Consider the following 11,762-nt stretch of genomic DNA (forward strand, 5'->3'; position numbering starts at 1 on the left):
GTTGATTTGGTCATAGTTCGTCGTGATTCAGATATTAGCAGAACGCGCCGACGCGTCCATAATCTGTGCTATGCAGCAGATCGATCGAGCCAAGGAGGATCCATGACCGCGTACTATCAGCAGGTGCTCGAGGGCACATACGACAACCACGTGCTTCCGTTTTTGTGGATGAAGGGCGAGAGCCATAAGACCATTGCCGAGTATCTGGAAAAGATCGCCGGCGCCGACATCCACGAGGTCTGTCTCGAAAGCCGCCCACACCCCGATTTTTGCGGCGAGGGCTGGTGGCGCGACTTGCGCTTTGTCATTGACGAGTGCAGGCAGCTGGGCCTTAAGCTCTGGATCTTGGACGACGCGCACTTCCCCACGGGCTTTGCCAACGGCGCCGTCAAGGAGGCCGTGCCCGAGCTCCGCAAGATCGTGCTCACGCACCGCACGTTCGACATCGTGGGCCCCACGTCCGCCGCGAGCATCGCGCTCGCCAACATGCTCGACAAAACGGAGCGCTTCTACGGCGTGACATTTATGCAGGACGGCAGCCCCGTCGACGTCGCTTACCGAGTAATCGACGATGCAGACGGCAACCCCAGCCGCCTGGTCTTCGATGCACCTGCGGGCCTCACGCAGGCATGCGTGATGTTCACGAGCGGCAAGACCTCCTACAACGAGGACTACATCAATATGGTCGACCGCGCCTCGGTGGCGCAGCTCATCGATGCTGTCTACGAGCCGCATTTTGAGCATCTGGGCGATGAGTTTGGCAAGACGATCCTGGGCTTTTTCTCCGATGAGCCCGGATTTGCCAACGAGAAGGGCACCACGGGCCCCGATGGCATCTCGGACACGCTCATCGGCAAGGCCACCGCGCCCCTACCCTGGTCGGCCGAGCTTGAGCGTCGCCTACGCGCGGCACTGGGCGAGCGCTACCTGGCCGAGCTCCCGCACCTGTGGGACCGCGAGCCGGCCGGCGCGCACGTACGCCACGTCTATATGGACATCGCGAGCACCCTCTATAAGGAGTGCTTCTGCGACCAGCTCGGAGACTGGTGCCGCGCGCGCGGCGTGCAGTACATCGGCCACGTTATCGAGGACAAGGACTGCCACGCGCGCCTGGGCGTGGGCGCCGGGCACTACTTCCGCGCCGTGGGCGGTCAGGACATGGCGGGCGTCGACATCGTGATCAACCAGCTGGTACCCGGCATGGACCGCGGCCTTCACAGCTACGGACGCGGCGTGTGGGACCTCGAGTTCTATAACTACGTGCTGCCCAAGCTGGGCTCCTCGGCAGCGCACCTCGACCCCAAAAAGCAGGGGCGCTGCATGGCCGAGGTCTTTGGCGCATTTGGATGGCACGAAGGCCTACGCGAGATGAAGTGGATCGCCGATCATTTTTTGGTGCGCGGCGTCAATTGGTTTGTGCCGCATGCCTTTAGCATGGCCGCCTTCCCCGACTGGGACTGCCCGCCGCATTTCTATGCGCATGGCCAAAACCCCCAGTTTGCACACTTTGGGCAGCTCATGAGCTACATGAACCGTACGGCGAGCCTGCTGAGCGGCGGGCGCGCAACGACCCCGGTGGCGCTTCTCTACCATGCGGACGCCGAGTGGGCAGGCGAGGCGAACTTTATGCAGCATGCCGCCTCCGAGCTTATGCGCGCGCAGGTCGACTTTGACATCGTGCCGGCAGAGGCATTTGAGGACGCAGGGCGCTATGCCGTTGAAATTGCCGCAGACGGTAGCGGCTTTGGCGTGAACGGCCAGGCATACCGCTGCCTGGTGATGCCCGGAGCCGAGTTTGTCGGCGGAGCCGTGCTCGACTTTGCCGCGCGTGCCGCAGCCGCAGGTGTTGCCGTGTACGCGCTGGATGAGTTGCCGAACAAGCGCTACGACGGTGACACTGCAGGCCGCGAGGGCTTTGCCTCCCTGGATGCAGCCGCGGTCGCCGGCATCAAGCTCCTGGCGACCACCGAGCTCGCAGACACACTTGCCAACACCGGCATGCAGACCGTGGTTTGCGCCGCGCCCCAGCCCTGGCTGCGCGCACTGCGCTACGAGCGGGCGGGCGAGAGCTATCTGATGCTCGTCAACGAGCATCCCAAGCAGGGTATCTCCACTCAGATTGCGCTTGCCGACGGCACACCCGTTGCAGGCGCGCGCCTCGACCTGCTCAACGGCACCGAGCCCGCCGCCTTTGACGGCACGCTCGAGCTGGCTCCCTACGAGAGCTGCATCGTGGTCCTTGGGGCTACAGGTTCCGTTGCTGTGGCAACCGCCGAAGACGAAGCCACATGCGTCGACGGGCCCTGGGCGGTTGCCTTCTCTGCCCCTGGCACCGATGCCTTTGGCGAGTCTGTTGAGCTTGCAGACCTGCACGACCTTTCCTCGGTCGAGTTCCCCGGCAAGGCCGGCACATTCCGCTACCGGGCCTCCTTTGTCCTGGGCGAAGCGGCCACCCGCACCGTCATCGACCTTGGCGAGGTCTTTGAGACCGCAACCGTCACCCTCGACGGCAAATCCCTCGGCACCCGCATCTGTCCGCCTTACCGCTTTGAGGCCGCCGCACTTTTAGCCGGCGAGCACGCGCTTACGATCGATATCATCAACACCCTCGACCACGCCGTCCCCGACATGTTCGGCATGACCGAGCCCTCCGATCCCAGCGGCCTCTTGGGGCCCGTACGCGTGCTCGGATAGCAGCCCGAGCGCAAACAACTCGGGCAGGGCACGCCCTATGTTGAGCCCGCGCAGCGTCGAGCGGTCCGTCGTTCATAGACCGGCGGACCAAAACTCCCAGCCAAGCCGAACGTTTTATTTATCGCTATGATTGGTTTATCGCGACGCAAACGCATAGGAGCCATATGGATATCAGGCGAAAGATCACGCAGGGCAAAAGCCTCACCCCCACCGAGCAACAACTTGGGCAAACGGCGCTCGCCATGGGCGAGGATGTGCGCGGGCTTTCCATTAAGGAATTTGCCGCGCGCGCCAACGTTTCGGTCGCGAGCGTTCACCGCTTTTGCAAAAAGCTCGGCCTCGAGGGCTTCAAAGATCTCAAGGTCGAGCTCATCCGCCAGGCGACCGAGGCGGGCAACCGGCGCGACGTGGACATCAACTTTCCCTTCGATGCCACCTCCACCCCTGCGCAGGTGATGGAACGCATGGAGGGGCTCTACCAGACCACCTTGGCCGAAACGCAGGAGCTGCTCGACCCTGCACAGCTCAACCACGCCGCCAAGCTCATCATGCGCGCCGGCACCGTGGACATCTACACGGGCTCGCACAACCTCTATCCAGCGGGAATGTTCCGCGACCGCCTGCTCTCCGCCGGTAAAAGCGCGACGTGCCACGACGGTGTCGAGGCCCAGGTGCGAACGGCGCTCGCCTCGGGCCCCGACCATGCGGCAATCGTCATCTCCTACAGCGGCCTTGCCCCCAACCTCAAGGACATCTTGCCGATCCTCAGCAGTCGACATGTCCCGGTCATCGTCATCGGCACGCCTTATTGCGCGCGCATTCACCCTGGCTTTGCCGCCTACCTTACGGTGAGTGACCACGAGAGCATGACGCACCGCATCACGCAGTTTGCCAGTCACATCGCCGTGCAATACGTGCTCGATTCGCTCTACAGCAGCTACTTTGCCAAAGATTACGCCCGCTGCTCCGAGTTCCTCGAGCAGTCCTTCCCCTTTACCAAGCTGCCCGGGCTCAAATAAAACGAGAGAGGATTTTTGGACACTTAAATGACGAGGGTGGATAATCTCCCACTTTGAGCCTGTACACAGGCAAAAAACGGGAGATTATCCACCCTCATTCTGTAGTCGTTGCCCGCGCCTTTTTGCCGCTGGTCGCGTTGGAACCGCGCGCTACTGAGTGGGCGAGACCACCAGAAGCGCGTCGTGCTCAAAGGGATGCTGAGCCACGCGCACGGCACCGTCGACGGGCACAACCGGCAGGTTTGCCACGCGCTTGTTCTCCAGATCAAACGCCACAGCATTCCAGGCGGTTGCGCCGCCCTCGAGTTTGAGCTTGACGGCCGTGGTCCTCGGCAGATAGACCACCACGCGTTCGCCCACGCGCGCCACACGGATGGCTTCGCGTGCATCGTCGAGCAACTCCTGCGCGGGTTCAACAGCTACCGCCCCATCCGCGCTTGTGGCACCCAGGCCGCGTAGCACGTGCTCGATCAGGCCAAAGTCCCACACGCCCGCAAACTGCAGGCACTCTTGCCAGCGGAAGGGCATGTCAAAGCCCTCGCCCAGGACCGAGCCCTGGCTGCGCGATGTCTGCCAGTTCCACACGCCGTGTGCGCCATAGGTCACGCCGGCACTGGCGCCGGCAAGAATCGACGACCATACGCTCGCGCGGCAATCCTGCGCGGTAAAACGCCAGTAGACGTTGCGCGACGCACCCATCTGCTCGTAGCAAGGCTCGGAGTTGACCATCGGCTTTTTGGGATAGTTGGCGATAAAGTCCTGCGGCAGACGCCATGCCTCGGGCTGGCCCTCGTAGTTGTGGCCGGGCTGGAACATATAAAAGTCCAGACGGTCCAGATACTGCGCCGGAATGGTGCGGTTACCGCGGTTGATATGCATGGTGCGCAGTGCCTCGGGCGCGCGCTTGACGACCTCGTCGAGGGCGTCCTCGTAATAGGCGATCGCCTCGTCGCCGGCAAAGTCGGTATCGCCCGTCACCACGTAGACGGGGTCGAACTCGCCCAGGTTCTCGACGACGCGGGCAACGTGGACGCGAACCTCCTCACGCGGCATAACCTCGGCGCCGCAACGCTCGGCGATCTTGGCACCCCAGGTACCGGGCACGTAGTTGCACCACATGAGCACGAGCGCCGGACGAATGCCGTGCTCGACGGCAGCACGGCACATGGCGGCGGCACGATCCCAGTACGCCTGGTTGGGACGGGACCAATCAAAGTGCACGCCGTCCTCGCTGGCATAGGGCCAAATGCCCAGGTCGGGGCAGCAGCGATCCCACTGCGGCAGCGTGTTGATCTGCAGTGCGTTCATGCCCTGCTCGGCACGGCGGGTCAGGTAGTAATCCCAGTCGTTCTCGGCGATGCTCGTAAATGCGCTCCAGCACGTATCGGCAAACCAGAAGAACGGTTTGCCCTCGCACAAAAAGCCATCCTGGCGACCGTTGACGGTCAGCTTTCCCAAACTCATCTGCATGTCCTTTCGTTTGATAAAGGATTTGCGAACCGCCGAGGGCTTTCGCGGTAACCCCGCGCGAAAGCCCCCGCCGCTTGGCAAACCATCGCGGGCGAATACCGTCCGCCCCATCAGTCTACCTTGCAAGAAGGGCCCCGCCGGGCTTACGCCTGACGGGGCCCTGTCGTGTAGGTGAGGTCATATGTGACCGAACGGTTTGGCCTTAGGCCTCCATCTCGGCGAGTTCCTCCTTGGAGAAGCCGCAGGCAAAGACGACGGCAGCGGCGATGACAAAGGAGATTGCCATACCAACGATAGCCCAGACGGTGTTCATCTGGCCACCCTGCAGGTAGTTGGTGAAGACCAGGAAGTTGGAGGCACCGCCTGCGAGGTAGTAGGTAACACCCATGAGGCCGGAGAACACAGCGCCGATGGCACCGCCGATGAACATGCCAAACATGGTGCGACGGAAGCGCATGAGGATGCCGAAGAGCGCGGGCTCGGTGACGCCGCCGGCGATGGCGGAGATGACGTAACCGATGGCGAGAGACTTCTCGTCGGGGTTCTTCATCTTGAGGAAGGCACCGAAGGCGCAGCCCCAGACAGCGGCCATAGCGCAGTTGGTGGAAACGAAGACGAAGGGATCGTAACCGGCAGCGATGATCTGAACCTGGGCGAGCAGGATGACGGGCATGTGCATGCCGCAGACCACGAAGAGCTGCCAGAAGGCGCCGAGGATGGCCATGACGATCAGGATGCCGATGCCGCCAAGGTCAGCAAGGCCGAAGAGGGCGTTGGCGATCAGCGTACCGATCTCGTTGCCGATCGGAGCGAGGACGATGAAGGCAATGGGGATCGTGACGATCATGGTGCAGAACGGCGTGAAGACCGTGGACAGCACGTCGGGCATAACCTTCTTAAAGAACTTCTCGATGAAGTACAGGACGGGCACCGAAAGGATGATCGGCAGGACGGACTGCTGATAGTTGGCAGCAGCGATCTGGATGCCGTAGACGGAGATGATGCCGCCGCCCTCCTGGGTGGCGACGCTCACCACGGAAGGAGCCATGAGGGCGCCACCGAGCAGCATGCCGAGCACCGGGCTGGCGCCGAGCTTCTTAGCCGCGGCATAACCCAGGTAGATGGGGATAAAGGTGAACGTGGCCTCGTACAGCGTGGTGTAGAGGAACGTATAGGTCGGGTCGTCGGCCGAGAGCACACCGAGCATGGTGGGGCCGAGGACGGCCGCGATGGTACGGAACAGACCGCCGGCCATGAGCAGCGGGATGAGCTGGGTCATGGAGCCCGACAGATAGTCGAGGATGATGTTGGGCAGGTTCTTGAGCTCGAACTTCTCCTTGGGAGCATCGAGGTTCTCGTTGACGGCCTCGCCCTGCTTGACGCCGGAGATGGCGACGAACTCGGCGAGCACCTTGGGCACGTTCTGGCCGATGATGACCTGGAGCTGGCTGCCGGCGAACTGGCAACCCAGAACACCCTTCACCTTCTTGATCTTCTCCACGTCGGCCTTGCTGTTATCCTTGAGCGTCAGACGCAGGCGCGTCATGCAGTTGGTGGCAACGGAAACATTCTCCGCACCGCCCACGAGCTCGAGGACATCGGTGGCAATCTGCTTGTTATCTACTGCCATGGGACCCCTCCCCATATCTTCGTGTGCCTACTCGCTTGTGTAAGCACGCCTTTGGCTCGGCGACTATAACCCCTTACGGTTGCCGAACCCTTGGATACGCTGTCGTAAACAATTTGTTTACTGAACGTTTACTGGCTTTAGTTTACACGGAGTGCCTGATTTGTGGCGATTTTGCCGTCTGGAGTCCGGTGAACGGTAGGAAATCGGGGGTAAGCGTATTTAGACGGTAGAAGATCGTCTATTTGACCCGATATTGATATATGGCTATTTACGTGGGCTTTTATTTTGATGAACACCTCTATAACCTGTTAGATCCTCAACAAAAGTCCTGCTAGTTACTAGTAAACGTCTGTTTAGTAGTTCATTGCGTGTTCCGTTTTACCGTTTACCGAGTTCATCTGCTCATTCTACAGTTCTGCATTAGACTAAACATGTTTAATCTGTATTGCCGCCCTTGTTTAGTACTTGCGGCACAAAGGAGTAGCTCATGGAACTCAAATCGTGTACCTACGCAACCGTCACCACGCTGGGCGATTTTGGCCCCTGGATCAGCAAGGTCGTACTCGACCTGCCCTGTACCGTGCGCGCCAACGACGTGAACGAGCACACGTTCAATATCTACTGTGCCCGCCACGAGCGCGCCGGCGAGGTCTTGATGCGCAAGGAGCACGGGGCCGATCACGCGGCGCCCTCCGTGGGCTACGTGCCGGTCCTCGCCACCTACCCCTGTGATGAGAACGGCCAGCGCCTGCCCAAGGGCACACACGTAGCGCTCGAGACGCCCGAGGTGCGTCTCACCAAAGAGATCGAGGGTGGCGTGCTGGGTTCGCGCTATATAGAGAGCCGCCTGCGCGTGACGCAGCTTGTGGCGCTCCCGGGCGAAGACGGCGACGACCCCACCGCGGGCCTCGTCTTCGATCGCAGCCGCGGCGACATCTGTCCCGCGCTCAAGGGCTGGCATAACGCCGTGCAGCAAACGCCCGTCGACGGCATCGCGCTCGAGTACGGCTATTTTGAGCCGAGCTTTGAGCCCGCTGACTCCGCGCTCTTCAACCCGTTTGCGCCCAAGGACACGCCCGCCATCGAGAAGGCGCCGCTGATCGTGTACCTGCACGGCGCCGGCGAGGGCAAGGGCACCACACAGGGCGAGGGCGCGACGCGTGCCTACACCGGCAACCGCGTGACAGCGCTCTCGCAAAAGCAGATCCAGCGCTACTTTGGCGGCTTTGCCTGGGTGCTCGTGCCGCAGTCGCCCACCTTTTGGATGGACAACGGCGTCGAGCAACTCGGTCGCTCCAACCAAAGCATCTACTCTCCCGTGCTCAAGGCGCTCATCGACGAGTTTGTCGCCGAGCATGCCGACCGCATCGACACCGATCGCATCGTGGTCGCCGGTCTTTCCAACGGCGGCTTTATGACCCTGCGCCTGTGCGCCGACTATCCCGAGTTCTTCGCCGCGGGCCTTCCCTGCTGTGCCCCGTGGTACAACGCCACGGACGAGGACGTGGCCGCACTCGCCAAGACGCCGCTGTGGTTTACGCACTCCAAGGGCGACGAGCTCGTGTGCCCGCAGCAGACGGTGCTGCCGCTCACGGCGCGCCTGCGTGATGCCGGCGCCAACGTGCACCTCACCTACTTTAGCCATGTCGAGGACCTGACCGGCGTGTACCGCGAGGCCGACGGCTCGCCCAAGAAGACGTTCAATCACGGCGTGTGGATCCACCAGTTCAACGACCTGTGTTATCAAGACTTCGACGGGGGCAACGTACTCATCGACGGCGAGCCGGTGGGCTGCTGGGAGTGGTCGGCTAGGGTTTCGAGGTAGCCGTCCCATCGGGTGCCCCGCCCTTTAGTTTTGTGAACGTCCTCGCGCATGGGCCCGTTCATCCTGCTCCTTCGGAACAACGGATAAACGGGTCCGCGCTGCGGAATGTTCACAAAACTAAAGGGCGGGGCACCCTGAGTTAACGTTGTTCGAAACGCTGGCCGGGCGCTTCCGGCGGGCCGCCAGGTCGGTGGCGATGCGGGCGTGGGCCCCGTCTTGCCTTGCGCGTAACTGGCTGAAAACAAATCGTGGTTGGAGTTATTCCTATGTCTCAGAATTTGACTCGGGTGATTGTCACCACCGATATGGAAGTCGATGATATGAACTCTCTGGTTCATTTGGCTCTGTATCTCAATGTGCTCGATGTGCAGGCTGTGGTGTACACGGCTTCGCAATATCACTTTCTTGGCGATGGTGTTCATACGCTGGGCGAGGTGAATCCGCATTGGCGGACCAAAGGCGTGCGCTCCTATACCTGGGACGTCGTTCCGCACGAGCCCGACCCCGAAGCTGGCTCGCTCATGGAGTACCGCCCATTCCCCGAGGGTTGGATCGAAAGCCTGTGGAGCAACGAGTATGCCCAGGCCTGGCCGCAGCTACAGGCCAACGCCGCTGCCGCCGGCGAGCCGTCCTTCCCCACGCCCGCCCAGATGATCGAGCGCACCTATATGGGCAACGTCGCCTTTGAGGGCGACGTGCGCGAGGAAACGCCCGGTTCGCGCGTCATCGCCGACGCCATCATGGATGACGACCCCCGCACGCTGTGGCTCCTTTCCTGGGGCGGTATGAACACTATCGTTCGCGCCCTCATGTCCATCGCCGAACAATGGCAGAACACACCCGAGTGGCCCGCCGTGCGGCAGCGGATCTATCAGAAGGTGCGCGTGATGGGGGTTGCTAATGGCGTAGGTCAGGACAACTCATGGCTCGACCATGGGCGCGAGCTCTTTCCCGAGCTCGTCTTTTGGTGTGTGCCCCATAAGTATGGCAGCTATGTCAACGCCAAAATAGCTCAGCCCGATACGCTGCCGCTGTTTAAGGCTCCTTGGCCCGAGCATAATCTCACCCAGGGCAACGGCCCCCTCATGGCGCGCTATATGCTCTATGGTGATGGCAAGGACTACGAAAACGAGCCCGAGCGCTTTCAGTTTGGCAAGCATGCCCGTCTGGATTGGGGCCTGGAAGGCGTGCCCGCAATGCAGTTTGAGCGCGGCGACTTTATGGCCGAAGGCGACAGTATGACCTATATCCCGCTGCTGCCGTTTGGCCTGCGCGGTATCGACGACCGCAACTTCGATACGCTGCTCGGCCGTATGTTTCTTGATGGGCATCCCGATGCAGGAGCACCCACCGATTTTGACGCCATCAGTACGCCTGCAGACGACAACCCCAATCCCTACCTGCGCGCCTATCAGGAAGACTTTGCCGCCCGCGCGCAATGGTGCGCCCATGATCCGGCAGTCTGCTCGCACCCGGCGCATGTTGTCGAAGTTGCGGCCGATCGCAGTGCTATAGCCGGCGAACGCGTCGCCCTTGCAGCGACCATCGTCGATCCCGACGACAAGGGACTCGATGCGCATTGGGATATCGCCGTGGACCCGTCGAGCTATGCAGGTACCCAAGACCTGTCGCTGTGGCAAGAATGCACAGTGGACACCACTTTCGTCGTGCCCGCCGACGCACGACCCGGCGATCGCTTCGTGCTCACCCTCACCGTGCAGACGCGCGCCGAGCGCCCCTGCAGCCGCTACGCCCAGGTCGCCATCACCGTCGTGTAGCAACCGACGGCCCACATTCGGCAAGGAGTGTCCCCAGCTGTCGGCACAAAAGGAACGTCCCCAAGTGCCAAAATGACGAGGGTGGATAATCTCCCACTTTGAGCCCGCACACAGGCCAAAAACGGGAGATTATCCACTCTCACTCTGACTAGTCATTTAAGTCTGTCCCCAATGAGTACCCCACAGCAACGGCAACGCCGATGTCTTGGCAACGACAGCGAGCGGGTCGCATTTGAGACAAGGTGACGTGAAACGAAAGGGCGCTGCCCTTCTGGTCGCGCCCTTGAAGTTGAACGTCAGATTGTCCAAATGCGGCCCGCGCAGCGTCGAGCCGTTACGCGGTTTGGTAAAACCGCGTAACTACCTACTTGGCTCCGTACTGCTCGTAGTAGGCGTCGATGGCGGCCTTGAGCTCGTCATCGATGACGACCTTACCGTCGATCTCGTGGTTGTAGAGGGTCTCGACGACCTCGGCCATGGAAACGATGCTCGCGACGGGAAAACCGTACTTGGCCTCGATCTCCTTCTGCGCGGTGGTCACGCCGCCCTTGCCGACCTCCATGCGATTGAGGGATACGATGAGGCCCTTGATCTCGACATCGGCAGCAGCCTTGACCTTGGGATAGGTCTCGTCGATGGACTTGCCGCTGGTGGTGACGTCCTCGACCATGACCACGCGGTCGCCGTCCTGGGGCTCATAGCCCAGCAGGTTGCCCTTGTCGGCGCCGTGGTCCTTGGCCTCCTTGCGGTCGCAGCAGTACTTGACCTCCTTGCCGTACAGCTCGTGGTAGGCAATGGCGGTCACGACGGCCAGGGGAATGCCCTTGTAGGCCGGCCCAAACAGCACGTCAAAGTCGTCGCCAAAGTTATCGTGGATGGCCTGGGCGTAATACTCGCCCAGCTTCTTGAGCTGGTAGCCCGTCACATAAGCGCCGGCGTTCATAAAGAACGGAGACTGACGGCCGCTCTTGAGCGTAAAGCTGCCGAATTTAAGAACGTCGGACTCAACCATGAACTTGATGAACTCTTGCTTGTAAGCCTCCATGCGGGCTCCTCTCGTAATCGCGTACGTGCCTTCCAGTTTAGCGCAGGCAGGGCGCGTTGCGGGCGCGCTTTGGGGCCTCGGCATTCTGTAAAGGCTTTGTCAGGGGCAATGGTTTTCCAAACATTGGGGTTGACACGGCAAACCCCCTCATCAAGAATACGGGCGGATTGTAACGGGTACGAGATACCCAAAGCGCGCCGCGCCCGGCCTTAAGGAGGTGTGCCATGGAAGGCAGTCATAGTCGAAAAACCTGCATGTCGCCCTCGGCACGCCGCGAGGATTCCGCGCACGCATAAGCGCC

7 protein-coding genes are annotated in these 11,762 nt (G+C 61.4%); 4 read left to right on the top strand and 3 right to left on the bottom strand.

What is annotated here, in order from left to right:
- The first annotated feature begins 102 nt into the window (after nt 1-102).
- Both DW024_RS04625 and DW024_RS04630 read left to right on the top strand, forming a co-directional pair.
- Nucleotides 103-2,694, top strand: coding sequence for a glycoside hydrolase family 2 (locus DW024_RS04625; protein ID WP_118377071.1), 2,592 nt, complete (start codon nt 103-105; stop codon nt 2,692-2,694).
- 164 nt (nt 2,695-2,858) lie between these two features.
- Nucleotides 2,859-3,713, top strand: coding sequence for a MurR/RpiR family transcriptional regulator (locus DW024_RS04630; RefSeq protein WP_118372907.1), 855 nt, complete (start codon nt 2,859-2,861; stop codon nt 3,711-3,713).
- A 150-nt stretch (nt 3,714-3,863) separates the two neighbouring features.
- Here DW024_RS04630 and DW024_RS04635 read toward each other — a convergent pair whose 3' ends face one another.
- Both DW024_RS04635 and DW024_RS04640 read right to left on the bottom strand, forming a co-directional pair.
- On the bottom strand, nt 3,864-5,177 hold the full coding sequence (locus DW024_RS04635) for a DUF4038 domain-containing protein (protein WP_118372913.1): 1,314 nt from the start codon (nt 5,175-5,177) through the stop codon (nt 3,864-3,866).
- 208 nt (nt 5,178-5,385) lie between these two features.
- On the bottom strand, nt 5,386-6,813 hold the full coding sequence (locus DW024_RS04640; RefSeq protein WP_117818312.1) for a PTS transporter subunit EIIC: 1,428 nt from the start codon (nt 6,811-6,813) through the stop codon (nt 5,386-5,388).
- Between the two features lie 487 nt (nt 6,814-7,300).
- On the opposite strand from DW024_RS04640, the gene DW024_RS04645 reads away from it, so the two are divergent.
- Together DW024_RS04645 and DW024_RS04650 are read left to right on the top strand one after the other, a co-directional pair.
- Entirely contained in the window at nt 7,301-8,638 is a 1,338-nt protein-coding gene (locus DW024_RS04645) for a prolyl oligopeptidase family serine peptidase (RefSeq protein WP_118377072.1), read from the top strand.
- Nucleotides 8,639-8,904: 266 nt separating this feature from the next.
- Nucleotides 8,905-10,416, top strand: coding sequence for a nucleoside hydrolase-like domain-containing protein (locus tag DW024_RS04650; protein ID WP_118377073.1), 1,512 nt, complete (start codon nt 8,905-8,907; stop codon nt 10,414-10,416).
- Between the two features lie 364 nt (nt 10,417-10,780).
- Here DW024_RS04650 and pyrE read toward each other — a convergent pair whose 3' ends face one another.
- The gene (gene pyrE / locus DW024_RS04655) at nt 10,781-11,461 is read right to left on the bottom strand and encodes an orotate phosphoribosyltransferase (protein ID WP_118372875.1); all 681 of its coding nucleotides are present in this window, start codon (nt 11,459-11,461) and stop codon (nt 10,781-10,783) included.
- Nucleotides 11,462-11,762 lie beyond the last annotated feature (301 nt).

The organism is Collinsella sp. AF37-9, from assembly GCF_003475115.1.
GTDB lineage: Bacteria > Actinomycetota > Coriobacteriia > Coriobacteriales > Coriobacteriaceae > Collinsella.

Coding starts and splice junctions, on each gene's coding strand:
- DW024_RS04630 (WP_118372907.1), top strand. CDS start 2,859: ATGGATATCAGGCGAAAGATCACGCAGGGCAAAAGCCTCACCCCCACC.
- DW024_RS04650 (WP_118377073.1), top strand. CDS start 8,905: ATGTCTCAGAATTTGACTCGGGTGATTGTCACCACCGATATGGAAGTC.
- DW024_RS04625 (WP_118377071.1), top strand. CDS start 103: ATGACCGCGTACTATCAGCAGGTGCTCGAGGGCACATACGACAACCAC.
- DW024_RS04640 (WP_117818312.1), bottom strand. CDS start 6,813: ATGGCAGTAGATAACAAGCAGATTGCCACCGATGTCCTCGAGCTCGTG.
- DW024_RS04635 (WP_118372913.1), bottom strand. CDS start 5,177: ATGAGTTTGGGAAAGCTGACCGTCAACGGTCGCCAGGATGGCTTTTTG.
- DW024_RS04645 (WP_118377072.1), top strand. CDS start 7,301: ATGGAACTCAAATCGTGTACCTACGCAACCGTCACCACGCTGGGCGAT.
- pyrE (WP_118372875.1), bottom strand. CDS start 11,461: ATGGAGGCTTACAAGCAAGAGTTCATCAAGTTCATGGTTGAGTCCGAC.